The sequence below is a fragment of the Pseudomonas sp. SW-3 genome (genome assembly GCF_016615645.1).
Taxonomy (GTDB): domain Bacteria; phylum Pseudomonadota; class Gammaproteobacteria; order Pseudomonadales; family Pseudomonadaceae; genus Aquipseudomonas; species Aquipseudomonas mandelii.
Map to the genome: position 1 here is coordinate 5,310,155 of NZ_CP067098.1, position 24,357 is coordinate 5,334,511.

Genomic DNA, 24,357 nt, shown 5'->3' on the forward strand with positions numbered 1-24,357 from the left:
CTCAGCATCTCGGCGAATTCCTTCCGAGACTTGCGTCCATGTTGCCTTTCAAATGTGCTCCCTGGCTGGTCCGCAACACGTCGATGGCCGTGCTGGCCGCCGGGCTGGCGGGTTGCAGCAGCCAACCGCCGGCGTCCGCCACCGTGACGTGTGCCGAAATCAGCTATTCGGTGTACGACCCGGCGGAACCGTTCAACCGCGGTGTCTTTGCCTTCAATCGGGTGGCCGATGACTATGCCCTGGCGCCGGTCGCCCGTGGCTATCGGTACTTGCCGGACTTTTTCCAGACCGGTGTGCACAACTTTGTCGCGAACTTTGGCGAGCCCAAGGTGTTTATCAACGACCTGCTGCAAGGCAACCCGATGCGCTCGGTCAATACGTTGGGACGTTTCGCGCTCAATACCACCGTGGGCGTGGTGGGCTTGATCGATGTGTCCGGCATGGCCGGCATCCCGCGTCACAAAGCAGATTTCGGCCAGACCTTCGGCGTGTGGGGCATCGGCAACGGTCCGATCGTCGAGCTGCCCTTGTTCGGCACCTCGAACAGCCGCGATGCGGCCGGGCGAGTACTGAGTTTTGTGGTCGATCCGTTCGGCAGCAACAGCGATACCGTGGACACGCTGTCCATGATCAACACGGTCGGCGGCATCGTCGATGGTCGAGCCGAAGCATTACCGCTGACCGACAGCCTGCAAAAATTGCCGGATTACTACAGCGCCTTGCGCAACGTGGTCGCCGAGCATCGAGCCGCTTATGTGGAGGATGGCAAACAAGGCTCAGCGCAAACAACCCAACCTCAATGCGAAGGAGTACCGACCGATGGTTTCTGAAAGCAATCATTTGACGCTGCAACAGCGAGTGACCCGGCACGACGCGGTTAATGTGCACTGCCGGGAAATCACCCTGCGCCTGTCACCGGACTGCCGCCAACTGGTGCTCAGCCGCTACACCGAACACTACGGCCCGGCGGTGGTGCGCTGGATCGAGCGCAGTCATACGGTATCGCTGAGCGAGCTGTTTCGCTGGCTGGTGGCCAATGGGGAAACCAGTGTCACGAGGGGGGACAGCCTTTCGCTGCCTTGATGAATCGCCCGTCTCACTTCAACACCACGCCACTGATTTGCTATCGTGCACGCCATCGCCCCACCTCAAAGAACAATGGACGCCATTGTTACCAAGGAAGAATGAATGGTTCTCGTCGCAATATTGGTGTTCTTGGCTGCGTCAGCGGGGATCTGGTTCTGGATAGTGAGGAACCGTGGCAGCTTGTATCTGTGGTTCGCCAACCTGGCAGGTGCTCTGGCCAGTTTGATTGTCGCGACGATCGTGCTGATGTTCATGAGCCCCGATGAGACAAAAACACGACCCGCTTACTTTCTCTATACGATCATGGCGACCTTTGGCGTCTTCTTCGGAACATGGCTCTTCACAGTCGCCAGGTTCAAGCAGGATGAGTATCCGGTCGGGCGCCATTTGATAGCCGGAGCTTGCAGCCTGGTGACGGCATTCCTGACGTTTGTGATATGCGCAGTGATCATTGATGGCAAATGAGCACTGCCCGGCTCGGCTTTACAATTTCAGCAGCAAGCCAGTAGCCATCAGATAATCCCGGGCGCTGGCTGCGCTATCATCGCGCGCTCTGTGCACCAAGAGTCTTGAACCTGCATGTCCATGTCTTCGCCATTCCCCGACAGCCATCGCTCTCTGCCACCGGTCCTCGCCGGCCCGCTGTTGCGGCGTCTGGAGCCCACGCGTCTGGTGCTCTGGCTGGTAGGAACCCGGGCATTGTCGCTGACCTTGCGCCTGCAAGGTGTCGGCGACATTCGCCTCGATGCCGGGCAATGCACGGTCATTCCGGTGGGCAAGCATGCCTTCGTCCATCTGATCGATGTACCACTGGCGACCGCCCTGCCCTGCGACACCCTGATCGACTATGACCTGCTGATAGATGACGCGGCGACCGGTATTGCCGACTGGGCGCCTCATTTGCTGTACGGCGAAGCCCGTTGCCCGAATTTTGTTTTGCGTTCGCGCATCGATCAGTTGATGCACGGTTCCTGCCGTAAACCTCACCACCCGGCAGCCGACGGTTTGCTGTGCGTCGATCGTTTTCTGGCGACAGAACATGCCGCGACGGAGCGCCCGGCCCTGCTGATGATGAGCGGCGATCAGGTGTACGCCGACGATGTCGCCGGTCCGATGTTGCGGGCGATCCATGCGCTGATCACTCAACTGGGGCTGTTCGAAGAACACCTCGAAGGTGCGGTGGTCAGCGACAGCGCCAAACTCTACGAACACCCTGCCAGTTATTACCATCGTGCGGATTTGTTGCCGGCGCTTGAGAGCAACAAAACCTTGCGCGAGCGATTTTTCGGCGGAGCGCGCAAGCCGATTTTCACCAGCAGCAGCGCCGACAATCACCTGGTGACATTCGCTGAAGTCATGGCCATGTACCTGCTGGTCTGGTCGCCGACTCCCTGGACGCTGATCGCGCCACAACCGCCAGCGCTGACGCCCGAAAGACGCAAGCGTTATGCCCTTGAACAGACGCGTATCGATGACTTCAAGGGGGGCCTGGGGGATGTCGCGCGGGCCATGGCGCATCTGCCGTGCCTGATGATTTTCGACGACCATGACATTACCGATGACTGGAATCTGTCCGCGCAATGGGAGGAAACGGCCTACGGCCATCCGTTCTCCAAGCGCATCATCGGCAACGCGCTGCTCGCCTACATGCTGTGCCAGGGCTGGGGCAACAACCCGGATGCGTTCGGCGACGTGCTGGAAAAAGCCCGATTATTGAGTGCCACGGGGCACGACGATTATCTCGACAGCGACGTCCAGGACGCTCTGATCGATGAGCTGCTCGGCTTTCAACACTGGCATTACGTGCTGCCGACCACTCCGGCACTGGTTGTCATCGACACCCGCACCCGACGCTGGCGCAGCGAGATGAATCTCAAGCAACCCTCGGGTCTGCTGGACTGGGAAGCGCTCAGCGAACTGCAACAGGAACTGCTCGATCACCCGTCGGCGATTATCGTTTCGCCAGCGCCGATCTTCGGCGTCAAACTGATCGAAACCGTGCAACGCGTCTTCAGCTGGTGCGGTTATCCGCTACTGGTCGACGCTGAAAACTGGATGGCCCATCGGGGCGCGGCCCAGGTGATCCTGAACATTTTCCGACACTCGCGCACACCGGGTAACTACGTGGTGCTGTCGGGCGATGTGCATTACTCCTTCGTCTACGAAGTCCTGATCCGACACCGCCAGGCCGGTCCGAGGATCTGGCAGATCACCAGCAGCGGCATCAAAAACGAATTCCCGCCCACGCTGCTCGAATGGTTCGACCGCCTCAACCGCTGGCTCTACTCGCCGCGCTCGCCGCTCAATTGGCTGACCAAACGCCGTCGCATGCGCATCATCCCGCACATCCCTGAACATGCCGAAGCGGGTGAACGGCTGTGGAATTCGGCAGGGATCGGCCAAGTGTTCTTCAATGAAAAGGGACAGCCGCAGGAAATCTTTCAGCACAATTCAAACGGTTCACCAAAGACGCGAATGATTGCGCCCGACACAGACGACTGAACGTGTGAGCCACCATGAACCTCACCCGAACCCTGATCATCGGCAACTCTGGCGCTGGCAAAAGCTGGCTGGCTAAACGACTGGCCGAACACCTGCATGCGCCGTGGACTGATCTTGACCGCGTCCACTGGCTGTCGGATGAAAGCAGCATCGCCCGCCCTCGCTCCGAAGCATTGGGCATGGCGCGCGTGCTGGCCGATGAAGAGCGCTGGGTGATTGAGGGTGTTTACGGCTGGATCGTCAGCGAACTGATCAACCGTGCAACAGCGCTGGTCTGGCTGTGTGTTGACGACGAAAGCTGCGTCGCGAATATTCGTCAGCGAGAAAACCGGCAGGACAACGACGAATTGCTGATCGCGTTGCTGGAATGGGCCGGCAGTTATCGTGTTCGCAAAGACTCCAGCGGGTTTTCCGCACACCGGCAGCTGTTCGAAGGGTTCAGCGGTTCAAAAATCAGACTCAGGGATCGGAGTGAAATCGCGGCCTTCGTGAACACTCTTCCCGACTCATCTCACAGCGTTTGAAAAAGGATTGGTATGTTTGCACGGAGCAAGTTAGTCCCCGAACTGATGGTCACCGACATCAAGAAAAGCCTGCATTTCTGGACCTCGCTAATCGGTTTCAAGATTGCCTACGAGCGCCCTGAAGCGGGTTTCGCCTACCTCGATAACAACGGCGTGCAAATCATGCTGGAGCAATACGCTCCAGACGAAGGCCAGTGGATGACAGGAGCATTAGAAGCGCCGTTTGGCCGGGGCATCAACTTTCAGATCACTGTTGATTTTGTCGAGCCGATACTCAAGCGATTGGAGGATGTCGAATGGCCGCTGTTTCGTCCCTGCGCCGATGTCTGGTATCGCGCTGATGCGGTGGAGGTCGGGCAACGTGAATTTCTGGTTCAGGACCCGGATGGGTATCTGGTTCGGTTGGTGGAGAGTTTGGGGGAGCGGGTGTGTTTGTCCGGCTGTTGAGGTCACAACAACCAAAACCCCGAGCAAGATCATTCCCACGCTCCGCGTGGGAACGATGATCCTTCCACTAAGCGGTGATTAACGCCCGACAAACCCCTCTGACAATCATCTCCACTTCCCGCTCATCAATCGTCAGCGGTGGCAGCAGGCGGATGGTCTTGCCCCGTGTCACGTTGATCAGCAAGCCGTGGTCGCGTGCGGCGATCAGGGTCAGGTCGCGGATCGGTTGCTTGAGTTCAATGCCGACCATCAAGCCTTGGCCACGAATCGCCAGGACGTTCGGGTCGTCGGCCAGTTCGGCGCGCAGTCTGGCCAGCAGGCGTTCCCCCTGAAGCCTGGCGTTTTCCAGCAGACCTTGTTCTTCGATGATGTCCAACACCGTGCAGCCGACCCGACACGCCAGCGGATTACCGCCGAAGGTGCTGCCATGGCTGCCGGGGGTGAACAGCTCGGCCGCTTTGCCCCGGGCCAGGCAGGCGCCAATGGGGATACCGTTGCCGAGGCCCTTGGCCAGGGTCATGACGTCCGGGACGATGCCTTCGTGTTGGAAGGCGAACCACTGGCCGGTACGACCGATGCCGGTCTGGATTTCGTCGAGCATCATCAGCCAGCCGCGCCGGTTGCACAGTTCGCGCACGGCTTTCAGGTAGCCGGGGGGCGCCAGCTGGACGCCGCTTTCACCTTGAATCGGTTCCATCAGAATCGCCACGATGCGCGGGCCATGGGCTTGCCGCACTTTGTCCAGCGCGTTGAGGTCGCCGAAGGGCACTTTGACGAAGTCGCCGGGCAACTCGTTGAACCCCAGGCGCACGGCCGGGCCGTCGCTGGCGGATAAGGTGCCCAGCGTCCGGCCATGGAAGGCGTTTTCCATCACCACCACCAGCGGCTGCTCGACGCCTTTATGCCAGCCATAAAGCCGTGCGAGTTTCAGTGCGGTTTCATTGGCTTCGGCCCCGGAGTTGTTGAAGAACGCCCGCTCCATGCCCGACAACTGCGTCAGTTTCTGCGCCAACCGCTGCTGCCAGTCGATGCCGTAGAGGTTGGAGGTATGCAACAGCAGCCCGGCCTGCTCGCTGATCGCCGACACGATTTTGGGATGAGAGTGGCCGACATTGGTCACCGCCACACCCGCCACCGCATCCAGATACTCACGTCCCGCCTGATCCCAAAGTCGAGTGCCCAGGCCTTTGCTGAAACTCAGGGCCAGGGGTTGGTAAGTGGTCATCAGGCAAGCGGCGGTCATGACATCAAGCTCCATCAATTGTCGGTGTTTTTGCAGTATGGTTAGCCACCTGAGCTGGATAAACGCTGCAACACTTCAATCATCTTAAAGCTGAGCTTGATAATGAATTTATTCCAGGCAATGACGGTTTACGTCAAAGTGGTCGAAGCCGGGAGCATGACGGCCGCCGCACAGCAGTGCGAAATGTCCACCACCATGGTCGGCAATCACCTCCGCGCGCTGGAGCAACGTCTGGGTGTGCGTTTGTTGAACCGGACGACGCGGCGCCAGCGTTTGACGGAGTTCGGCTCCGCCTATTACCAGCGCTGTCTGGAGGTGTTGGGATTGGTGGAGGATTCCGAGCGACTGGCCGAACAAAGTCAGGACACCCCGAGCGGGACCTTGCGCATCACCGCCCCGTTGACCTTCGGCACTGAAAAGCTTGCGCCGGCACTCAGCGAGTTCACCCTGCGTTACCCGCAAGTCAAACTGGACGTGGTGCTCACCAACGGGCGGCCCGACCTTCTCGAAAACGGCCTCGACGTGGCGTTTCGCCTGGGCGCAATCGAACCGTCCAACCTGATCGCCCGCCCGCTCATCGACTACACGCTGACCATGTGCGCCTCGAAGTCTTATCTGGCACGCCGGGGCACACCGGAAAAACCCGAAGACTTGCAACAGCACGACTGCTTGTCCTTTGCCTACCCGGTCGGCGATGACTGGCAATCCGTGGAAAAGCAATGGCGGCTGAGCGGGCCGGAAGGCGAAGTCATGGTGGCCGTCAGAGGACCGATGCTGATCAACAGCTCGGCCGGGCTGCACCAGGCTGCTCGAACCGGGATGGGCATCGTGATGTTGCCCGATGCGCTGGTCGAGCAGGATTTGCTGAGCGGAAACCTGGTAGCGCTGATGCAAGACTATCGACTGCCCAGCCGGCCGATGCACCTGGTGTACGCCCAGGATCGCTACCGCTTGCCGAAATTGCGTCGCTTCGTCGACTTCGCCATGCAGATGTGGGCCAAGCACTAGCCGGGGCAATACACCATGCACTAATCTCCCGGCTGACGGGTCACTTTGATATCAGTGCAAGGAGAGCGGTGATGGGTGAGGCATCAAATATCGAGCCGTTGAAATTCAATGTGTCGGATTTGAACGAGGACATGCTGCACACCATTCTGGAACTGGTCAGTGACGGCATTTGGGACTGGAATGCCAACACCGGGTTCGTCTACCGCAATCCCGGGTGGTACGTGATGCTCGGCTATGCTCCGCACTCCCTGGACAACACCGTGTTTACCTGGGAAAACGTGATGCACCCCGACGATTACCCGCGGGTGATGGCGTTGTTTGATGCGTACCTGAATCAACACACGGCGGGCTATCAAGCCGAGTATCGCTGCCGCAAGCAGGACGGCAGTTATATCTGGATCGAAGATCGCGGCTACGTGCTGGCACGCAATGCCGACGGATCGGTCGCGCGGATGGTCGGTGCGCACCGCAGCATCGAAGACAAGAAACGCCTCTTCGAGGAGATGGAACGGCGCAATCAATCCCTTGAAGCCATCGTCGAAGAACGCACCCGGGAGTTGTCGCGGGTCAATCAGCAGCTGCAAATTCAACTGGAAGAAAATCGCAAACTGGCGGAAACCGATGCGCTGACATCGATCGCCAATCGCTATCGCCTGGAAAAAACCCTGCCTCAGGAATGCGAGCGTGCCCAGCGCTTTCGCCAGCCGCTGTCATTGATCGCCATGGACATTGATGACTTCAAGAACATCAACGATCACTACGGCCATGCCCTGGGAGACGCGGCATTGGTGCAGGTCGTCAAGACCGTGAACCGCTGCGTGCGCTACGGCGATCTACTGGCACGCTGGGGCGGTGACGAGTTCATCCTCATCCTGCCCAATACCTCGCTGGCCGACGCCCGATCCTTCGCCGAAAAGATCCGCCAAGGCCTCTCAAGCATGCCGCCTGTGGGTGAGTTCCATGTGACCATGAGTTTCGGGGTGGTCCAGCGCTTTGAAGAAGAGCAACAGACCGGCCTTCTGGCCAGGGCCGATCAGGCGCTGTATCGGTCGAAAGTGGCCGGCAAGAATGTGATTTCCGGGTGAGCGCCGTCCTGCATGTCCGCGATGTACTGCCCTCGGAAGCGGAATCCGTGCGGCTGTTTCTTGAGCAGAACGGATGGGCCCACCGCCTGGGATCAACTGAACATTTTGCGCAGTTGATCGCCAGCTCCCAACGTACCGCGCTTGCCGTGAAAGATGCCCAGATCATCGGGTTTGCCCGTGGCATCACCGACAGCCTATCCAACGGTTATCTGTCTATGGTTGTCGTGTCCGGGCAGCATCGACGTGAAGGCGTTGGCCGGGCGCTGGTCGAGCATGTCATGGGCGAGAACACCGACATCACCTGGGTTCTGCGCGCAGGCCGTGAAGGCGCTTCGGAATTTTTCTCGCGCCTGGGTTTTGAACCGTCGAGCATCGCGATGGAGCGCCCGCGCAGTCGATAGCCAAAACGCCCTTCACATCCCCGCCTTCACCAGCACCGGTTTCTCCTGATACCGATCCGGGTACAGCTGCTTCAGCTGCGCGACTTTCGGCAGGTCGTTGATCACGATGTATGGATACGTCGGGTGCTCGGTCAGAAAGTCCTGATGTTCCTCTTCCGCCGGGTAGAAACCGTTGTAGGTTTCCAGCTTGGTGACAATGGGTTTGGTGAACGAATGGGCGGCGTCGAGCTGGGCAATGTAGGCCTGGGCGACGCGCTGCTGTTCCGTGTTCGCCGGGAAAATTGCCGACCGATACTGCGTGCCGCTGTCGGGGCCCTGGCGGTTCAACTCGGTGGGGTTGTGCGCCACTGAGAAATAGATTTGCAGCAAGGTGCCGTAGCTGACCTGCGACGGATCGAAAGTGACTTCGACCGATTCCGCATGACCGGTATCGCCGTCGCTGACACGCTCATACCGGGCGGTGTTGGCTTCACCGCCAGCGTAACCGGAGACGGCTTTTTTCACGCCTTTGACGTGCTGGAACACCCCTTGGACGCCCCAGAAGCAACCGCCGGCGAAGACTGCGGTTTCGCTGTGGGCCTGGGTGGTTTCATCCAGGGCAGGCGGCGGGATAATGACGGCCTCTTCAGCAGCGCCGAAAGAAAACGCCGAGCATTGGCCAATGACGCCTGCAGCCGCCAAACCCAACAAGGTACGGCGCCAGGTAACCGGGATTTTCATGAGTCTGACTCCTGAACAAATGATAGGGCGATCAACCGAACGTAAACGCATACGCCGACACACCCGGATCGAGAAACTCGATGCTGAAAGTGCGGTCCGTCACGCCGCCGTTCTGGCGCACCAATTGATACAACCGTTGCTCGGTAACGCTGCCGCTGCCATCGGGGGCGACGTCAGTACCGTGGGCATCGCCGGGGGCTTTTCCGTCGATCAGCACTTTGAAGCGCACCGGTTTGCCGTCTGCGCCGGGGCCCAGTACCAGGTGCAAATCGCGCGCGTGGAAGCGGTAGACGATTCGGCTGGCCGGCGCGCTTGAAATCGCCCGTTCCGAACCGACGTTCCATTGACCGTCCAGGCCCCAATCGTTGAGTGCCAATTGCGCCGGCGTGCTGTACGCCGACACCTTGTCCGGCACCAGACCGGTTTGCGGTACGAAGTGCTCCGCACGCTGGTAGCCGACATAGGTTTCCGGCGACTGGACTTCATTCATGTCCGGGGCCAGTTGAACCCCGGTGGCATCGGCTGTGATCAGCCCATCGGCAACTTTTGAGGCGCCCGCTTCACGCAGCAACTGCTGGATGACGCGTTCCGATTCGGCGTATTCGCCTTCACCGAAGTGGTGATAACGAATGCGCCCCTGCGCGTCGGCAAAATAGTGAGCCGGCCAGTATTCGTTGTTGAAGGCACGCCAGATCTTGTAGTCATTGTCGATCGCCACCGGGTAGTTGATGCCCAGGTCTTTCATGGCTTTGGTGACATTGCCCACATCCCGCTCGAACGCGAATTCGGGCGCATGAACACCGATCACCACCAGCCCCTGATCGCGGTATTTCTCGGCCCAGGCTTTGACATACGGCAAGGTGCGCAGGCAGTTGATGCAGGAGTAAGTCCAAAAATCCACCAGCACGACCTTGCCCTTCAATGCCTGTGCGGTCAGTGGAGGCGAATTGAGCCATTGCACGGCGCCATCCAGCGGCGGGAGGTTGCCTTCAATCGGCAATGCGCCTGGCGCTTTTGCTGACATTTTCATCGCCCCGCCAGCGGCCATCATCGCCCCGCTGTTGTTCGGTGATTTGCCGGCTAAACGGCCCACCAACGCCTGCTCGAGGCCGCCGGTGGAAGCCGTCGAAACCCGCGCCAGGATGCCAGTGTCCAGCCCGAGGGCAATCGCCGCCACACCAGCCAACATCGCCGCGCCCAAACCTCGACGGACCCATTCACCCGCGCCGATCGAGCGCTTCATCGCCGCGAAGACTTTACCGCCCAGCAACAACGCCACGGCGAGGGAAGTGGCGGCACCCGCGGCGTAAGCCAGCAACAGCAACGTGGTGGCGATGCTTGCCCCTTGCAGCGCCGCCCCGGTCAGCAACAGGCCGAGAATCGGCCCGGCACACGGTGCCCAGAGCAGGCCCGTGGCGACGCCGATCAGGAACGAAGCGCCGGGACGCGGACGAGCATCGGCGCCCGCGGCTTCCGACAGTCGGCTGCCGGCCGCCACCAGTGGGCGCGTCAGCCGCTCGGCCAATCGAGGCAGCAGCAGCGTCAGCCCGAACAGTGCCACGAACAGCAACGCGAGCCAGCGACCGTACTGATTGACTTGCACCACCCAGCCGCCGCCCACCGCCGCCAATGAGGCGACGAGCGCGAAGGTCACCGCCATCCCCGCCAACAGTGGCAAGCCACTTTTCATAAACGGCTGCCCGGTGCGAGCGAAGACAAAGGGCAATACCGGCAGAATGCACGGGCTGACAATCGTCAGCACACCACCGAGATACGCGAGAACCAGAAGCCACATAGCATCGACCTGCAATAAATGAGTGAAAGGAAGTGCCCATGGGTCACGCCGCCCCGGGCTCGAAGGTCATCGCCAGACCGTTCATGCAGTAACGCAGGCCGGTCGGCTTGGGCCCATCGTCGAAGACGTGGCCCAGATGCCCCCCGCAACGCCGGCAGTGGACTGCTTCGCGCAGCACGCCGAAGGAACGGTCCTGACGGGTCGCCACCGCCTTGTCCAGTGGCGCCCAGAAGCTGGGCCAACCGGTGCGGCTGTCAAACTTCGTGTCGGATGAGAACAGCGGCAAATCACACCCGGCACAGGCGAAAATTCCCTCGCGATGCTCGTTGTTCAACGGGCTGCTGTAGGCCCGTTCGGTGCCTTCTTCGCGCAGGATTTCGTACTGCTCGGCACTGAGCATCGCGCGCCATTCGCTGTCACTGTGAGTCACCTCGAACACCTCCGACGCACTGGCCTCGCTGACCAGCGCCGAATGGGCGGCAAATTTTGGCAACACACCGATCACCAGGGCTGCAGCGCCCAGCCCGCCGCTCGCTACAAGAAATTGTCGCCGTGAAAACATGGCCATCTCCAAAATTCCAAGTGCCTGATAGGGAACACAGCCTAGGCTTGGGTTGATCGCCAAATCCTCACGGACAGTTAAACAATTCGTGATAACTCGCCCCGGGGAAAACCCGCACAATGTGCCCATTGCGCTACAAAGGATTGAGCTTTATGGAACAGACCAAACGTGTCCTGGTGGTCGAGGACGACCTGCACATCGCCGACCTTATCTGCCTGCATCTGCGCGATGAGCAGTTCGAGGTGGTGCACTGCGCCGACGGTGATGAGGGTATGCGACTGCTGCAGCAAGGAAGCTGGGACGCACTGATCCTCGACCTGATGTTGCCCGGCGTCGACGGCCTGGAAATCTGCCGTCGGGCGCGGGCCATGGCCCGCTACACACCGATCATCATCACCAGCGCCCGCTCCAGTGAAATGCACCGGATCCTGGGGCTGGAACTCGGGGCCGACGATTACCTGGCCAAGCCTTTTTCAATGCTTGAGCTGGTCGCCCGGGTCAAAGCCCTGCTGCGACGTGTCGACGCCATGGCCCGCAACCTGAAAATGGACGCCGGCAGCCTGATCACCAACGGCCTGTCCATCGACCCGATCACCCGCGACGTGTCCCTCGACGGTCGTCGCCTGGACCTGACCCCGCGAGAGTTCGACCTGCTGTATTTCTTCGTCCGCCAGCCTGGCAAGGTGTTCTCGAGGATGGACCTGCTCAACGCAGTCTGGGGCTACAGCCACGAAGGCTACGAACACACGGTCAACACCCACATCAATCGCCTGCGGGCCAAGATCGAAGCCGATCCGGCACAACCTGCGCGCATCCTCACGGTATGGGGTCGTGGCTATAAATTCGCGGCCAAGGAGGAGCAGCCATGAGGCTGACCCTGACACAGCGCCTGTCCCTGGTGTTCGCCATTCTGTTGCTGGTGTGCTGCGGCACCTCGGCCTGGATGCAAGTGCGCTCCAACAAAATGCACGAACTGGAGGTGGTTCAAGGGCTGTCGCGTGATCTCGCCCAGCACATCGCCCGCGACACTGTGCTGATGGACACCAATGGCCTGATGCCCAATGCCGTGCGCGAATTGTTCAGCAAACTCATGCTGGTCAATCCGAGTGTCGAGGTCTATCTGCTTGATAACGAGGGGCTCATTGTCGGCAGCGCCGCCCCCGAAGGCCGGATGCGTCGGGATCGGGTCGATCTGGCACCGATCCAGCGCTTGCTCAAGGGCGAGGCGCTGCCGATTCTCGGCGACGACCCGCGCAGCGTCGACGGACGCAAGGTGTTCAGCGCAGCGCCGTTGCAGGTCAACGGCAAGCCGGAAGGTTACCTCTATGTGGTGTTGCTCAGTGAAGAACACGACCGCTTCGCCGAACGCGGTGCCACCAGCGCCGCGCTCAATACGGCGCTGCTGTCTATCGGTCTGGTGGCGTCGCTGTGCCTGATCGCCGGCCTTGCCGCATTTGCCCTGATCACCCGACCGTTGCGTCGATTGACCGATCGAGTCAGCCAGTTCGACATCGACGGAGTCCCCTCCACACCGCCCGCATCGGACCCGGTAGAAAAAGCATCGAGCCACGATGAAATAGCCGTACTCGACGCCGCTTTCCGCCAGATGCAAACCCGTCTCGGCGAACAATGGCGCTCGCTGACTCGCCAGGATCAGGAACGCCGCGAATTGGTGGCGAACATCTCCCACGACCTGCGCACACCGCTGGCCTCGCTGCACGGTTATCTGGAAACCCTGTCGCTCAAAGACGCCACGCTGTCCCCCGCCGACCGCCGTCGCTATCTGGGCATCGCCCTGGATCAAAGCCGCAAGGTTGGCGGCCTGGCGCAATCGCTGCTGGAACTGGTGCGGCTGGAACACGGCTTTGTGCAACCGGTGCTGGAGCGTTTCTCCCTGACCGATCTTGTGCAGGACATCTTCCAGAAGTTCGAACTCACCGCCGAAGCGCGCCAGATTGAACTCAAGGCCAACTTCGCGCCCAACGTCTCGGCCGTCTGCGCCGACCTGGGGCTGATCGAACGTGTGCTGACCAACCTGTTCGACAATGCCCTGCGCGATACCCCGCAAGGTGGAGAAATCGAACTGAGCCTGCGACCTCAAGGGCCCTTCATCGAAGTCACCGTCAGCGACACCGGCCCCGGCATCGCCCCCGAATTGCGCGAAGGTTTGTTTCTGCGTCCGTTCAACATTGGCGGTGCCCGGCGCGATGGCGGGCTGGGGCTGCGCATCGTGCATCGGATCCTGCAACTGCACGGTCGCGAGATTCAGTTGATCGACGTTCCGGGACGGGGGGCGACTTTCCGTTTCTCCTTGCCAGTGGATGAACAAACAGCCGAAAAATGGGCCGTTCGCTCGATGAACCTGAATTCGATGGGGAAATAGCCCGGTTTCGGCGGTCACAGCTTTGAACCCGATACCCGATGCTGAGGCGAGAAAACGTTGATGACGGCCACGACGCCCTTGTATATCGGCTGCGCCGGATGGAGCCTTCCCCGTGAGCAATGGAGTGCTTTTCCCGACGAAGGCACTCACCTGCAACGGTACGCGGCACAGCTGATGTGCGCGGAAATCAACAGCTCGTTTTATCGACCACACCGCCCGGCAACCTATGCGCGATGGGCTGAAAGCGTGCCGGAAAATTTCAGGTTTTCAGTCAAAGTCCCCAAGCAGATCACCCACGAGGCTCGCTTGGTGAATGGTGAACAGTTGATCGATGACTTTATTGAGCAATGCATCCACCTGGGCCAGAAGCTTGGCTGCCTGCTGATCCAGCTTCCGCCCTCCTTGCCCTTTGACGTCAACACGGCCGAAACCTTTTTCGCCACCTTTCGTTCGCGCTACACAGGCTTCGCCGTGTTTGAACCCAGGCACGTCAGCTGGCAAACAGCCGAGGCGCAGGCGCTGCTGATGGAGCATCGAATAGGCCAAGTGGCAGCCGATCCTTCGCCACTGCCCAATGGCGATGTACCCGGTGCCTGGCCGGGCATCCGCTACTACCGATTGCACGGGTCGCCGCGAATCTACTGTTCAAACTACGAGAAACCATGGCTTGAAGACCTGGCTCGAACGCTACACCCCCAAGCTGACGGCGTTCCCACCTGGTGCATCTTCGACAACACCGCCAGTGGTGCGGCGACCGCCAATGCGCTGGAGCTTCAGCGAATGACATCCCAGCGCCAAAAATGATGACCAACCGCCTGTTCATCCGTGACAACTCGGGTCAGGTCCAATAGATTAGGCGGCCTGAAAAGGCCCTGTGCTTTCTCGCCTAAACCCAAGTTAAAAGAAGTAGTGAAATTTCAATGTCCGATTCCAATACCGCTGAATCCGTAGTCACCTTGTCGTCCAAAGCGGAATACGAAAACTCCATCAATCTTTCACAGCATGTGCCACAGGCCAAGACCATCAGCGAGATGGTCCTGGACGCTTTTCAATCCACCCGGGAAAGCGACCAGATCCGCGAGCTGCGCGCCGCGATTCGCCAGGCGCACGACAGCTTCGACGACGATAAAGCCTATGAACTGATGGGCGAGCTCAAACAACTGAAAGACGCTGAAGCGTCCGACATTGCCGCGCTGGAAGACCTGAGCAGCAAATTCCCGATCAGCCGTATTCTTTCCAGCTTCAAGGAAGACCCGGCGTTTCAGGAAATCGTCTATGGCCTGGCGTTGAAGGTGCTGAACCAGACTCACCAGGCCATCAGCAACCCAAGCACGGGCAAGAGCAAAGTGGCTCGCGCCAAGAAAGACCTCGAAGTGTTCACCATCAGCAAGGATGGCGTGAGCGTTACGCTGCCGCTGCGCACGCCACGTGCGAGCCTGAACGTTGATCGCAAAGCGCTGGAGTTCCTCGGTTTCACTTTCGTCGGCGAAGGTGAAGACGCGGCCATTGAAAACGAAACGTTCCTGGACAATACCGGGGCCGAACAAGCGGTCAACCGCAAGAACATCATCACTGCTATTCAACAACAAACCGCGTTCGACGGTTACAGCATCGCTGCGCAGTAACCGATCAACCTGAAAGCTTTCAGTCAGCAAGGAACCTGTGGCGAGGGAGCTTGCTCCCGCCGGGCTGCGTAGCGGCCCCAAAAAATGTGGCAACAATGCCGACTCTTGTGAGTGCTACCCACTCAAGCGGGAGCAAGCTCCCTCGCCGCAAAAGCAGGTATGCCCGAAAGAATTATCGCGCTGACGGATGCAGGGCCGCGATCATGTCCACTTCAATCGGCGCATTTTTCGGCAGCTGGTAAACACCGACGGTCGTTCGGGTGTGTTTACCGGCCTCACCCAATACATGCGTGAAGACGTCAGACGCACCGTTGGCCACTTCACTGAGGTCTACAAAGTCAAACGTGGATTTCACGTAGACCGTGATGCGCAGCAATGCCTTGAGGTTATCCAGTGAGCCGATGGCCTCACGGATCAGGGCAAGCCCGCGTATCGCGCTGATACCGGCAGCCTCTTGGGCATCGGCCAGGTTGAGTTCCAGTCCCACTCGGCCGGGGTACTGGATTTTTCCGTTCATACGCGGCACCAGCCCGCTGACATACAGTTCGTCATCGTGCCGGACCACCGGGGCGTAATGCCCGCCGGCAGAATTCTCGTCGTAGATATCAAAGCCGAGTTCTTTCGCCATCGCGAGGAAGCGTTCGTCGCGACTCATTTGATTACTCATTAACCGAACCCCTCTTAATCAATCATGCATACGCGCAGATGATGGTAGAGAGAGATGCGTGTCTTGATCAGGGCAACTTCGTATAAGATCCAACAAACTTTACTGCCAGGGAGACCAGTAAAATGCAGCGCGCCGTCATCGCCGCCATCGAGTTCCAGCCCGGAGTGCCGCTGGTGCAGCAGATCGTCGATCAGCTGTCTTTGGCCATCAACCAGGGTGGCCTGCCGAACGGGGCCAAGTTGCCACCGATTCGCGAGCTGTCCGAGTTGATGAACGTCGGCAAGTCCACGGTGGTCGATGCTCTCGACCGGTTGCGGGCCAAGGGGTTGGTGGTTTCACGCCAGGGTTCGGGGCATTACATTCACCGCCCAAGCATCCAATCCCAGCATGCAACTGGCCCGGACCTGCATCCCCAAGACACACTCAGCCGGGTCCGCCGCGCCTTGCTGCTGAACAACGGCGCGCTGCGCCCTGGCTGCGGATTTCTGCCCGCCTCGTGGCTGCCCGCCGACGAATTGCTCAAAGCCGTGCGCAGCACCCTTCGTGCGACCGCGCTGCGCATGGGCGAGTACGGTGAGGTCGGTGGTTACCTCCCGTTGCGCGAGGCGTTGCGCGTGAAGCTGTCGACCGTCGGCATCGAGGTGCCGGTGGAGCAGATCATCACCACCGCCAATACCGTGCAGGCCATCGACCTACTGATGCGCCTGTTGATAAAACCCGGCGACACCGTGCTGCTCGACGATCCGTGCTACTTCAACATGCACACCAACCTGGCGCTGCACGGCGCCAAGGTCATCACCATCGCCCGCGATTGCGACGGGCTGGACCTGGAAGCGTTCGAGCAATTACTGATCGCCCATCGCCCAGTGCTGTATATGACCAACAGCACGCTGCACAACCCGACCGGACACTCGTTCTCCGCCGCCCAGGTTTATCGCTTGCTGGAGCTGAGTCACCGTTACGGCGTCCACATCCTCGAAGATGACTTGTATGGCGACATCCAGCAAAGACGCACCCCGCGCCTGGCCGCGAGCGGTCTGGACAATGTCAGTTACGTGTCCGGTTTCTCCAAGACCCTGACCGCCAACAGCCGGGTCAGCTACACCGCGCTATCGCCGCAACTGGCCGCACGCATGATCACCTTGAAGATGGCCTGCGGCGGCGTGACCTCGGAACTGGCGGAGCAGATCACCTGCACCATGCTCAGTAACGGCAGCTACGCCAAACACACCCGGCGCACGGTGGATCGCCTGTATGAGTCGAGCAGTCGCGTGACGAGATGGCTGGTAGAGGCGGGATGTTCGGTGTCATCGATAGCGGGTGAAGGGCTGTTCATCTGGACTCGGTTGCCCGAAGGACTGCACGCCGAAACCCTGGCCGGCAAAGGCCTCGAACACGACCTGGTGCTGGCGCCCGGCACCCTGTTGAGCAAGGCCGCCGATGCCAGCAGCTTCCTGCGTTTCAATGTTGCGCATAGCGATAGCCTGCAGGTGCGCGAGCAGTTTTTCCGGCTGCTCGATCGCTGAGTTTTTCTGATGCCATTTTGCTGTTCCAACAAAAAGCCCCGCTCTTCTCTCGAAGGCGGGGCTTTCAACCGGAGCTGCATCGGGTTCTTGTTTTGCAACTCAGGCTCAAGAAAATGTTGCGCGTTGCTCCGCCTCGTAATGTCGAGTCTGAAAAGGCATGAGGGTTTGAGCCTTTAGGCCAAGGCCTTCACTCAACCCCCAGGAGGCTGCCAGTTCATCACGGCGACGGCGAAGCGGCGCGGCTGGTTCTGGCTTCACGCCTTGCTTGAAAGTCGAGTAGGCAAAAAGCTCAAGGGCATTAAAGGTTTCCAACACTCGGCTATCAGACACGCATGAAAAACGTGTAAAGCGTTCGAGCAGGTAGCCTGCGCGACGAACCTCGACCTCATCAGAATGCCGACTCAAAAAAGCCGTGACTTCACTTGAGAGGTTCGAGCTTGAGTACCAAACAGCTTTGGCAGCGCTCACAAGCGCAACGTCATCTGCTTGATTCAAAGGACTTTTGACCAGAGTGTCCAAAGCGGATGAGAGGACGTGGCCGCTAAGGGGCTTCGTCATCTGTATTCTCCAGATAGTTTTGCAGAATATTTTCGAGAACAGAGGTTGGTGATTCTTTATTGCCAACATATACATCAATAGCCTGCAACGCCAGTCGGCGGAGCTCAGTGGTGAGTATGAAACCACTTCTGAGCAGCGCCATGATATCGCCAATGTCCTGATCCGTAGCTCTGCCCAATTTAGAAATGGCAATGTCGATAGGCGATGCAATGTGAACATGCAGAGGAGACTCATTCGGAAACTCGGCAAGTGGAAGGCTTCGCTCCCAGTAATCCTCGTGAACAGGCCCAAAGCTTGTGTTGTATTGAAGGTCGTAGTTCAGTTCCATCAATCGACCGGATCGTTCATCGACAAACTCTTCCGGAACCTCTGCGAGCATGGTTTGAAGGTGGAGACCTTTTGGGACATTAGCCTCGTAAATTTCGGCATCGACATCCGTGGAAACACGGTGATTTGTATAGAGGTGAACCGCACACCCACCGAACACAATAATTTTGACCGCCCCAGTGTCTGCAGACTCAAGCACCAACTCAGCTTCGACAGATTTGAACATTGAAATCAAAGCCTGCCCTAACGCCGTGCTCGTAATAACACGGGGATTGATTACGTCCGGCAAATCCATATTCGAACCTCTAGCGACAAAACGCCAGGCAGCTGCTGCAGCTGATTTGGCAAAGCCCGAGGTTAGAAAGACGACTTCCGACCGACAACCTGAAAGGTTTGTAGGAAGATTCTTCCACATGGGTAAGCAGGAGCACTGGGCCTCGCATTAGTTGCGCGCCTACGAGACTTGGTGTGCCAAACGACTGAATCGCACCCAACAAAAAGCCCCGCTCTTCTCTCGAAGACGGGGCTTTTCTTTACAGCAGCCGGCGCTTAAGGCGCGTAAGTCAGCAACAACTCACTCGGCACTTTGAAGTCCAGCGACATCATCACGCTCAACGCGGTGATGGTGAAGATCGAGAACACGAACAGCTTGCGTGCCCAGACCGTGTCATCGACTGCCTTGTAGCCGGTCCAGGCCATGTACAACCAGTACATGCCCATGGCCGCGGCGACGGCGAGGTAGCTCATGCCGGCGTAGCCGCTGAAGGTCAGCATCAAGGTCGCCACGAGGAACGCCAGGATGTAGAGCAGGATGTGCCGCTTGGCCACTTGAATCCCGCGCTTCACGGGCAACACCGGAATCGATGCGGCCCGGTAATCGTTGAAGCGGAAGATCGCGATGGCGTAGGAATGCGGCATCTGCCACAGGCTGAACATCACCAGCAACGTCAGTGCGGCCATGTCGAAGTTGTTGGTCACGGCCACGTAGCCAATCACCGGCGGCATCGCACCCGACAGACTGCCCACCAGCGTGCCGTGAACCGACTTGCGCTTGAGGTACAGGCTGTAGAAGCCGACGTAGATGACGAAACCGATCACCGCGAACAGCGCGGCCAACGGGTTCGCCACCTTGTACAACAATGCAACGCCGGCCACACCGAGGACGGTCGCGAAGATCAGCGCCAGTTTCAGGGAGATCAGGCCCTGGACCAGTACGCGGTTCTTGGTGCGCTCCATCTTCAGGTCGATGTCGCGGTCGATGCAGTTGTTGAACACGCAACCGGAAGCCACCACCAGGGAGGTGCCGATCATTGCCGCCAGGAAGATGGCCAGATCGACATGCCCTTTAGAGGCCAGGAAAAATCCGCCTGCCACTGAAAGCACGTTACCGAAAATGATCCCCGGTTTGGTGATTTGGATAAAGTGCTTAAAGGACATCCGGACTTACCTCACTTCGCCATCATGAACGTGTGGATGCTGAACATGATCCACAGCGACAGGCCCACCAGCAGGACAATCACGATCGCGGCGAAAACAAATGCAATCACGTTGTTACGCTGCGCGGCCGAACGGTCCAGGTGCAGGAAGTACACCAGGTGCACCAGCACCTGGATCACGGCGAATGCCAGGACGATCATCAGGGTGATCGACTTCGGCAGCGTCGGGTACATCACCAGCGCAAACGGGATGACGGTCAGGATCACCGACAGGATGAAGCCGATCGCGTAGGACTTGACGCTGCCGTGGCCGGCGTCGTGGCTGTCATGGGAGTGTGTGTTAGCCATTTACATAGTCCCCATCAGGTAAACAACGGTGAATACGCAGATCCACACGACGTCCAGGAAGTGCCAGAACAGGCTCAGGCAGCTCAGGCGGGTCTTGTTGGTCGACGTCAGGCCATGCTTGTTGACCTGATACATCATGATCGCCATCCAGATCAGACCGCTGGTCACGTGCAGACCGTGGGTACCGACCAGGGTGAAGAACCCGGACAGGAAGCCGCTGCGGCTAGGGCCGTAGCCTTCGGCGATCAACACGTGGAACTCGTTGATCTCCATGCCGATGAAGCCGGCACCGAACAGGAAGGTCATGGCCAACCAGCCCAGGACCTGCTTCTTGTTACCCCGGTAGAACGCCAGCATGGCGAAGCCGTAGGTGATCGAACTGAACAACAGCAGAGCGGTTTCGCCCAGCACGTAAGGCAGTTCGAAGATGTCGTGGCCCGACGGGCCACCGGCGACGTTGTTAACCAGTACCGCGTACACCGCGAAGATCGACGCAAACAGAATGCAGTCGGTCATCAGGTAGAGCCAGAAACCGTATACGGTCATCTCGCCCGAGTCGTGGTGATGGTCATCGTGCCCATGTCCATCGACATGGGTGTGTCCAGCATTGGTCACTAAGTTCGACATGGTTTAAGCCTGTTCCAACGAGGTTTCAACACGGGTGGCGGTGGCCGGGATTTTCCCTGCCGCGACCAGACGCTTGTGCTGCTCGGCTTCGATGCGTTCGATCACATCGACCGGCACCATGTAGCCTTGATCGTCACGTGCAGCGTGGATCACGAAGTAGATGACAGTGCCAGCCAGGCTCGCGATTGCCAGCCACCAGATGTGCCAGATCATCGCGAAACCGAACACGGTCAACAGCGCGCCCATCACCACGCCAGTGGCGGTGTTGTTCGGCATGTGGATCGGCTCGTACTTGGCCGGAGCGCGGTACGCAGTACCGTTTTCCTTGGCTTCGGTGAACGGGTCGATGCAGTCGGCTTTCGGCAGCACGGCAAAGTTGTAGAACGGTGGTGGAGACGAGGTCGACCATTCCAGCGTGTGGGCATTCCACGGATCACCGTGTTCGCACATATTCTCTGGCTTGTTGCGGTCACGCACACTGACGTACAGCTGGATCAGTTGGCAGGCGATGCCGACAGCGATCATCACCGCACCGAACATGGCGACATACAGGTACGGCACCCACTCAGGGTTGGTGGTGGCGTTCAGACGACGGGTCATGCCCATGAAGCCCAGTGCATAGAGCGGCATGAACGCGACGAAGAAGCCGCTGATCCAGAACCAGAACGCTGCCTTGCCCCAGCCTTCGTGCAGCTTGAAGCCGAACGCTTTCGGGAAGTAGAAGGCGAAGCCTGCGATGTAGCCGAATACCGCGCCGCCGATGATCACGTTATGGAAGTGCGCGATCACGAACAGGCTGTTGTGCAGTACGAAGTCAGCACCCGGGATGGCCAGCAATACGCCGGTCATGCCGCCGATGGCGAAGGTCACCATGAAGCCCAGGGTCCACAGAACCTGGCTGGTGAAACGCAGACGGCCCTGGTAAATGGTGAACAGCCAGTTGAATAGCTTCACCCCCGTCGGGATCGAAATCAGCATCGTCGCCAGGCCGAAGAAGGCGTTGACGTTGGCACCCGAACCCATGGTGAAGAAGTGGTGCAGCCAAACCATGAAGCCCAGTACCGAGATCGCGCCGGAAGCGTAGATCATCGAGTGGTGGCCAAACAGTTTCTTGCCGGTGAAGGCCGAGATGACTTCCGAGAAAATGCCGAATGCCGGCAGGATCAGGATGTACACCTCAGGGTGACCCCACGCCCAGAACAGGTTGACGTACATCATTGGATTGCCACCAAGTTCATTGGTGAAAATGTGGAAATCCATGTAACGGTCAAGCGTCAGCAGTGCCAGGGTAGCGGTCAGGATCGGGAACGAAGCCACGATCAGGACGTTGGCCCAGGTGCAGGTCCAGGTGAAGATCGGCATGTCCATCAGTTTCATGCCAGGGGTACGCATTTTCAGCACGGTGGCCAGGAAGTTGACCCCCGTCAGCGTTGTCCCCAGACCCGATAGCTGTAGCGCCCAGATGTAGTAATCCATCCCCACGCCCGGACTGTATTGCAGGCCCGACAGCGGCGGATAGGCAACCCAACCGGTCTTGGCGAATTCGCCGACGCCCAGGGACAGGTTGATCAGCACCACGCCGGACACCAGCAGCCAGAAGCTCAGGGAGTTCAGGAACGGGAAGGCAACGTCACGCGCGCCGATCTGCAGCGGCACTGCAAGGTTCATCAGGCCGGTGAAGAATGGCATCGCCATGAAGATGATCATGATCACACCGTGGGCGGTGAAGATCTGGTCATAGTGTTCAGGCGGCAGGTAGCCAGGCGAACCCTCGGTGGCCATTGCCAGCTGGGTACGCATCATGATGGCGTCGGCAAAACCGCGCAGCAGCATGACCATGGCGACGATGATGTACATCACGCCGATTTTCTTGTGGTCGACCGACGTCAGCCACTCGGTCCACAAGTAGGTCCACTTCTTGAAGTAGGTGATTGCAGCGAACAGTGCCAGACCACCGAGCGCGATCATGGCGATGGTTATCATCACGATCGGTTCGTGGAACGGGACCGCTTCCCAACTTAATTTACCAAACATCGTTTACTCCTCTGCCCCGGCAGCTGAATGCGAGTTCATGTCCATTCCTTGCGTAGCGGCCACTTCTTTCTCTTTCTTCTCGTGCTTCACCTTAGGACCCGGTTTCATGCCTTCGTACTTGTCGACGATGGTCTGGAACAGGTTCGGCGTCACCGAGGAGTAGAGCTCGACTGGGTTGTTCTGGCTCTGCTTGGCAAGGGCTGCGTACTCAACTTGTTCAAGCTGCTTAGGTGACTTTTTGACTTCACTTACCCAGGCGTCGAAATCTTCCTGGGAAGTTGCGATCGCTTTGAATTTCATACCGGTGAAACCCGCGCCGCTGTAGTTGGCGGAGATACCGTCCATTTCAGCGTTACGGTCAGCGATCAAGTGCAGCTTGGTCTGCATGCCCGCCATCGCGTAGATCTGGCCGCCCAGGCCCGGGATGAAGAACGAGTTCATCACGGCGTCGGAGGTGATCTTGAAGTTGATTGGCGTGTGCGCCGGGAACACGATCTTGTTGACCGTGGCAATGCCTTGTTCCGGGTAGATGAACAGCCACTTCCAGTCCAGCGCGACCACTTCGATGGTCACAGGCTTGACGTCGGATTGAATCGGACGGTACGGGTCCAATTCGTGGGTCGAAATGTAGGTGATGTAACCCAGGGCAACGATGATCAGGACCGGGATGGTCCAGACGGCCACTTCGATTTTGGTCGAGTGAGACCATTTCGGGGTGTAAATGGCGTCCTTGTTAGAGGCACGGTACTTCCAGGCGAACAGGAAGGTCATCACGATAACCGGCACCACGACCAACAGCATCAGCAGCGTGGCGGTGATGATCAGGTTTCGCTGTTCCAGGCCGACCTGGCCCGTGGGATTGAGCAAGGTCATGTTGCAGCCTGACAGCAACAACGTGCCGAGCAGCGGCAATAAGCCTAGTAGTCTGGGGTACCTGTTTTTACTCATCTCACGACCTCTAAAGCAGCTTGCGCAATGCAGTTGGGTTTTGATCGCCAACACTTCACCCTGCCAAGGGTTGGCATTTTTCTTGGATTGAATAAGGGCTGCCCGTCGCGCGTCAGACGCTGTTCGACAAATCCTGGGCTAGCGGTAAGTTCTTATTCGAATTCGTGGTCAAAGGCCTTGTTACAGACCAATTCCATTTGGTGCGGATAGTTGGAAGGCTCCGACACCTGGGAGTCGCACGAAGCGTTCAAGCCCCTCGACGCCCTGTTTTCCTGCTCAAGGTGAGCAGTGCCGGAATTCAGTGCGGGCGATTGTAGATACGTAGCGACTCATAAACCATGTCTCATCCCGAAATAATTTTTATCCATTCCAGCAACAATCATTAACGGATTTTGCAAAAGTGCGGCATCTTATCGAAATTAATTCTCAACAAAAACACCAAAATTTGTAGGTCTACAGGGCGCAGTTCAGACAGCTATCGGGGCTGACGCAGACACTTCGACGG

The 24,357-nt window shown here is 58.8% G+C and carries 26 protein-coding genes; 14 read left to right on the plus strand and 12 right to left on the minus strand.

What is annotated here, in order from left to right; genetic code table 11:
• Nucleotides 1-38 precede the first annotated feature (38 nt).
• The 6 genes from JIO00_RS23920 (at nucleotide 39) to JIO00_RS23945 (ending at nucleotide 4,559) form a co-directional block, all read left to right on the plus strand.
• Entirely contained in the window at nucleotides 39-830 is a 792-nt protein-coding gene (locus JIO00_RS23920) for an MlaA family lipoprotein (protein ID WP_102593558.1), read from the plus strand.
• Nucleotides 820-1,083 (plus strand): hypothetical protein, encoded by a 264-nt coding sequence (locus JIO00_RS23925; RefSeq protein ID WP_010458013.1) that lies wholly within the window; start codon nucleotides 820-822, stop codon nucleotides 1,081-1,083. Before JIO00_RS23920 ends, JIO00_RS23925 begins: the two co-directional genes overlap by 11 nt.
• Before the next feature lie 105 nt (nucleotides 1,084-1,188).
• Complete coding sequence (locus tag JIO00_RS23930) at nucleotides 1,189-1,551, plus strand: hypothetical protein (RefSeq protein ID WP_010458015.1); 363 nt, start codon at nucleotides 1,189-1,191, stop codon at nucleotides 1,549-1,551.
• Between the two features lie 114 nt (nucleotides 1,552-1,665).
• Nucleotides 1,666-3,588, plus strand: coding sequence for an alkaline phosphatase D family protein (locus tag JIO00_RS23935; protein WP_442793937.1), 1,923 nt, complete (start codon nucleotides 1,666-1,668; stop codon nucleotides 3,586-3,588).
• 14 nt (nucleotides 3,589-3,602) lie between these two features.
• Complete coding sequence (locus JIO00_RS23940; protein ID WP_200666959.1) at nucleotides 3,603-4,112, plus strand: adenylate kinase; 510 nt, start codon at nucleotides 3,603-3,605, stop codon at nucleotides 4,110-4,112.
• 12 nt (nucleotides 4,113-4,124) lie between these two features.
• Nucleotides 4,125-4,559, plus strand: a complete 435-nt coding sequence (locus tag JIO00_RS23945) for a bleomycin resistance protein (RefSeq protein ID WP_200666961.1) — start codon at nucleotides 4,125-4,127, stop codon at nucleotides 4,557-4,559.
• A 67-nt stretch (nucleotides 4,560-4,626) separates the two neighbouring features.
• Here JIO00_RS23945 and JIO00_RS23950 read toward each other — a convergent pair whose 3' ends face one another.
• Nucleotides 4,627-5,802 carry an aspartate aminotransferase family protein gene (locus JIO00_RS23950; RefSeq protein ID WP_200666963.1) on the minus strand — a complete coding sequence of 392 codons (1,176 nt, stop codon included), beginning with the start codon at nucleotides 5,800-5,802 and terminating at the stop codon, nucleotides 4,627-4,629.
• Between the two features lie 102 nt (nucleotides 5,803-5,904).
• Here JIO00_RS23950 and JIO00_RS23955 point away from each other — a divergent pair, with 102 nt between their 5' ends.
• The 3 genes from JIO00_RS23955 (at nucleotide 5,905) to JIO00_RS23965 (ending at nucleotide 8,296) form a co-directional block, all read left to right on the plus strand.
• Nucleotides 5,905-6,810 (plus strand): LysR family transcriptional regulator, encoded by a 906-nt coding sequence (locus tag JIO00_RS23955; RefSeq protein ID WP_200666965.1) that lies wholly within the window; start codon nucleotides 5,905-5,907, stop codon nucleotides 6,808-6,810.
• Between the two features lie 71 nt (nucleotides 6,811-6,881).
• Nucleotides 6,882-7,895 carry a sensor domain-containing diguanylate cyclase gene (locus JIO00_RS23960; RefSeq protein ID WP_200666967.1) on the plus strand — a complete coding sequence of 338 codons (1,014 nt, stop codon included), beginning with the start codon at nucleotides 6,882-6,884 and terminating at the stop codon, nucleotides 7,893-7,895.
• Nucleotides 7,892-8,296 carry a GNAT family N-acetyltransferase gene (locus JIO00_RS23965; RefSeq protein WP_010458034.1) on the plus strand — a complete coding sequence of 135 codons (405 nt, stop codon included), beginning with the start codon at nucleotides 7,892-7,894 and terminating at the stop codon, nucleotides 8,294-8,296. The genes JIO00_RS23960 and JIO00_RS23965 overlap by 4 nt, the downstream gene beginning before the upstream one ends.
• A 12-nt stretch (nucleotides 8,297-8,308) precedes the next feature.
• Here JIO00_RS23965 and msrA read toward each other — a convergent pair whose 3' ends face one another.
• From msrA to msrB, 3 genes are read right to left on the minus strand one after another with little or no spacing between them, the layout of a single operon-like run.
• Nucleotides 8,309-9,016: a peptide-methionine (S)-S-oxide reductase MsrA gene (gene msrA, locus JIO00_RS23970; protein ID WP_083375787.1), complete on the minus strand. Its 708-nt coding sequence runs from the start codon at nucleotides 9,014-9,016 to the stop codon at nucleotides 8,309-8,311.
• A gap of 31 nt (nucleotides 9,017-9,047) precedes the next feature.
• A complete protein-coding gene (locus JIO00_RS23975; RefSeq protein ID WP_010458037.1) occupies nucleotides 9,048-10,811 on the minus strand; it encodes a cytochrome c biogenesis protein DipZ in 1,764 nt (587 codons plus the stop codon).
• A 43-nt stretch (nucleotides 10,812-10,854) separates the two neighbouring features.
• Entirely contained in the window at nucleotides 10,855-11,373 is a 519-nt protein-coding gene (gene msrB / locus JIO00_RS23980; protein WP_077749381.1) for a peptide-methionine (R)-S-oxide reductase MsrB, read from the minus strand.
• A gap of 152 nt (nucleotides 11,374-11,525) precedes the next feature.
• Here msrB and JIO00_RS23985 point away from each other — a divergent pair, with 152 nt between their 5' ends.
• The 4 genes from JIO00_RS23985 to JIO00_RS24000 all read left to right on the plus strand — a co-directional run bounded on the left by JIO00_RS23985 (nucleotide 11,526) and on the right by JIO00_RS24000 (nucleotide 15,381).
• The gene (locus tag JIO00_RS23985) at nucleotides 11,526-12,242 is read left to right on the plus strand and encodes a response regulator transcription factor (protein WP_010458041.1); all 717 of its coding nucleotides are present in this window, start codon (nucleotides 11,526-11,528) and stop codon (nucleotides 12,240-12,242) included.
• Nucleotides 12,239-13,756, plus strand: coding sequence for a sensor histidine kinase (locus tag JIO00_RS23990; protein WP_042932584.1), 1,518 nt, complete (start codon nucleotides 12,239-12,241; stop codon nucleotides 13,754-13,756). The genes JIO00_RS23985 and JIO00_RS23990 overlap by 4 nt, the downstream gene beginning before the upstream one ends.
• 60 nt (nucleotides 13,757-13,816) lie before the next feature.
• Nucleotides 13,817-14,560 carry a DUF72 domain-containing protein gene (locus JIO00_RS23995; RefSeq protein ID WP_200666969.1) on the plus strand — a complete coding sequence of 248 codons (744 nt, stop codon included), beginning with the start codon at nucleotides 13,817-13,819 and terminating at the stop codon, nucleotides 14,558-14,560.
• 116 nt (nucleotides 14,561-14,676) lie between these two features.
• Nucleotides 14,677-15,381 carry a hypothetical protein gene (locus JIO00_RS24000; protein WP_010458047.1) on the plus strand — a complete coding sequence of 235 codons (705 nt, stop codon included), beginning with the start codon at nucleotides 14,677-14,679 and terminating at the stop codon, nucleotides 15,379-15,381.
• A 172-nt stretch (nucleotides 15,382-15,553) separates the two neighbouring features.
• On the opposite strand, the gene JIO00_RS24005 is transcribed toward JIO00_RS24000, so the two are convergent.
• Entirely contained in the window at nucleotides 15,554-16,048 is a 495-nt protein-coding gene (locus JIO00_RS24005) for a RidA family protein (protein ID WP_042932582.1), read from the minus strand.
• 122 nt (nucleotides 16,049-16,170) lie between these two features.
• On the opposite strand from JIO00_RS24005, the gene JIO00_RS24010 reads away from it, so the two are divergent.
• Nucleotides 16,171-17,574, plus strand: a complete 1,404-nt coding sequence (locus JIO00_RS24010; protein WP_200666971.1) for an aminotransferase-like domain-containing protein — start codon at nucleotides 16,171-16,173, stop codon at nucleotides 17,572-17,574.
• Nucleotides 17,575-17,679: 105 nt separating this feature from the next.
• Here JIO00_RS24010 and JIO00_RS24015 read toward each other — a convergent pair whose 3' ends face one another.
• The 7 genes from JIO00_RS24015 to cyoA all read right to left on the minus strand — a co-directional run bounded on the left by JIO00_RS24015 (nucleotide 17,680) and on the right by cyoA (nucleotide 23,852).
• Nucleotides 17,680-18,132 carry a hypothetical protein gene (locus JIO00_RS24015; protein WP_077749374.1) on the minus strand — a complete coding sequence of 151 codons (453 nt, stop codon included), beginning with the start codon at nucleotides 18,130-18,132 and terminating at the stop codon, nucleotides 17,680-17,682.
• Nucleotides 18,116-18,754: a DUF6036 family nucleotidyltransferase gene (locus JIO00_RS24020; RefSeq protein ID WP_200666973.1), complete on the minus strand. Its 639-nt coding sequence runs from the start codon at nucleotides 18,752-18,754 to the stop codon at nucleotides 18,116-18,118. The genes JIO00_RS24015 and JIO00_RS24020 overlap by 17 nt, the downstream gene beginning before the upstream one ends.
• A 254-nt stretch (nucleotides 18,755-19,008) precedes the next feature.
• Complete coding sequence (gene cyoE / locus JIO00_RS24025) at nucleotides 19,009-19,896, minus strand: heme o synthase (RefSeq protein ID WP_077749375.1); 888 nt, start codon at nucleotides 19,894-19,896, stop codon at nucleotides 19,009-19,011.
• 11 nt (nucleotides 19,897-19,907) lie between these two features.
• Nucleotides 19,908-20,243, minus strand: a complete 336-nt coding sequence (gene cyoD, locus JIO00_RS24030) for a cytochrome o ubiquinol oxidase subunit IV (RefSeq protein ID WP_010458054.1) — start codon at nucleotides 20,241-20,243, stop codon at nucleotides 19,908-19,910.
• Nucleotides 20,244-20,870, minus strand: a complete 627-nt coding sequence (locus JIO00_RS24035; RefSeq protein WP_010458056.1) for a cytochrome o ubiquinol oxidase subunit III — start codon at nucleotides 20,868-20,870, stop codon at nucleotides 20,244-20,246. It abuts the gene before it with no gap.
• Nucleotides 20,871-20,873: 3 nt separating this feature from the next.
• Nucleotides 20,874-22,904 (minus strand): cytochrome o ubiquinol oxidase subunit I, encoded by a 2,031-nt coding sequence (gene cyoB / locus JIO00_RS24040; protein ID WP_010458058.1) that lies wholly within the window; start codon nucleotides 22,902-22,904, stop codon nucleotides 20,874-20,876.
• Nucleotides 22,905-22,907: 3 nt separating this feature from the next.
• On the minus strand, nucleotides 22,908-23,852 hold the full coding sequence (cyoA, locus tag JIO00_RS24045; RefSeq protein ID WP_010458061.1) for a ubiquinol oxidase subunit II: 945 nt from the start codon (nucleotides 23,850-23,852) through the stop codon (nucleotides 22,908-22,910).
• Nucleotides 23,853-24,357: the final 505 nt, after the last annotated feature.

Excerpts from the sequence above, each read along its gene's own strand:
- JIO00_RS23920 (WP_102593558.1), top strand. The coding sequence starts at position 39 with ATGTTGCCTTTCAAATGTGCTCCCTGGCTGGTCCGCAACACGTCGATG.
- JIO00_RS23925 (WP_010458013.1), top strand. The coding sequence starts at position 820 with ATGGTTTCTGAAAGCAATCATTTGACGCTGCAACAGCGAGTGACCCGG.
- JIO00_RS23930 (WP_010458015.1), top strand. The coding sequence starts at position 1,189 with ATGGTTCTCGTCGCAATATTGGTGTTCTTGGCTGCGTCAGCGGGGATC.
- JIO00_RS23935 (WP_442793937.1), top strand. The coding sequence starts at position 1,666 with ATGTCCATGTCTTCGCCATTCCCCGACAGCCATCGCTCTCTGCCACCG.
- JIO00_RS23940 (WP_200666959.1), top strand. The coding sequence starts at position 3,603 with ATGAACCTCACCCGAACCCTGATCATCGGCAACTCTGGCGCTGGCAAA.
- JIO00_RS23945 (WP_200666961.1), top strand. The coding sequence starts at position 4,125 with ATGTTTGCACGGAGCAAGTTAGTCCCCGAACTGATGGTCACCGACATC.
- JIO00_RS23950 (WP_200666963.1), bottom strand. The coding sequence starts at position 5,802 with ATGACCGCCGCTTGCCTGATGACCACTTACCAACCCCTGGCCCTGAGT.
- JIO00_RS23955 (WP_200666965.1), top strand. The coding sequence starts at position 5,905 with ATGAATTTATTCCAGGCAATGACGGTTTACGTCAAAGTGGTCGAAGCC.
- JIO00_RS23960 (WP_200666967.1), top strand. The coding sequence starts at position 6,882 with ATGGGTGAGGCATCAAATATCGAGCCGTTGAAATTCAATGTGTCGGAT.
- msrA (WP_083375787.1), bottom strand. The coding sequence starts at position 9,016 with ATGAAAATCCCGGTTACCTGGCGCCGTACCTTGTTGGGTTTGGCGGCT.
- JIO00_RS23975 (WP_010458037.1), bottom strand. The coding sequence starts at position 10,811 with ATGTGGCTTCTGGTTCTCGCGTATCTCGGTGGTGTGCTGACGATTGTC.
- msrB (WP_077749381.1), bottom strand. The coding sequence starts at position 11,373 with ATGTTTTCACGGCGACAATTTCTTGTAGCGAGCGGCGGGCTGGGCGCT.
- JIO00_RS23985 (WP_010458041.1), top strand. The coding sequence starts at position 11,526 with ATGGAACAGACCAAACGTGTCCTGGTGGTCGAGGACGACCTGCACATC.
- JIO00_RS23990 (WP_042932584.1), top strand. The coding sequence starts at position 12,239 with ATGAGGCTGACCCTGACACAGCGCCTGTCCCTGGTGTTCGCCATTCTG.
- JIO00_RS23995 (WP_200666969.1), top strand. The coding sequence starts at position 13,817 with ATGACGGCCACGACGCCCTTGTATATCGGCTGCGCCGGATGGAGCCTT.
- JIO00_RS24000 (WP_010458047.1), top strand. The coding sequence starts at position 14,677 with ATGTCCGATTCCAATACCGCTGAATCCGTAGTCACCTTGTCGTCCAAA.
- JIO00_RS24005 (WP_042932582.1), bottom strand. The coding sequence starts at position 16,048 with ATGAGTAATCAAATGAGTCGCGACGAACGCTTCCTCGCGATGGCGAAA.
- JIO00_RS24010 (WP_200666971.1), top strand. The coding sequence starts at position 16,171 with ATGCAGCGCGCCGTCATCGCCGCCATCGAGTTCCAGCCCGGAGTGCCG.
- JIO00_RS24015 (WP_077749374.1), bottom strand. The coding sequence starts at position 18,132 with ATGACGAAGCCCCTTAGCGGCCACGTCCTCTCATCCGCTTTGGACACT.
- JIO00_RS24020 (WP_200666973.1), bottom strand. The coding sequence starts at position 18,754 with ATGGATTTGCCGGACGTAATCAATCCCCGTGTTATTACGAGCACGGCG.
- cyoE (WP_077749375.1), bottom strand. The coding sequence starts at position 19,896 with ATGTCCTTTAAGCACTTTATCCAAATCACCAAACCGGGGATCATTTTC.
- cyoD (WP_010458054.1), bottom strand. The coding sequence starts at position 20,243 with ATGGCTAACACACACTCCCATGACAGCCACGACGCCGGCCACGGCAGC.
- JIO00_RS24035 (WP_010458056.1), bottom strand. The coding sequence starts at position 20,870 with ATGTCGAACTTAGTGACCAATGCTGGACACACCCATGTCGATGGACAT.
- cyoB (WP_010458058.1), bottom strand. The coding sequence starts at position 22,904 with ATGTTTGGTAAATTAAGTTGGGAAGCGGTCCCGTTCCACGAACCGATC.
- cyoA (WP_010458061.1), bottom strand. The coding sequence starts at position 23,852 with ATGAGTAAAAACAGGTACCCCAGACTACTAGGCTTATTGCCGCTGCTC.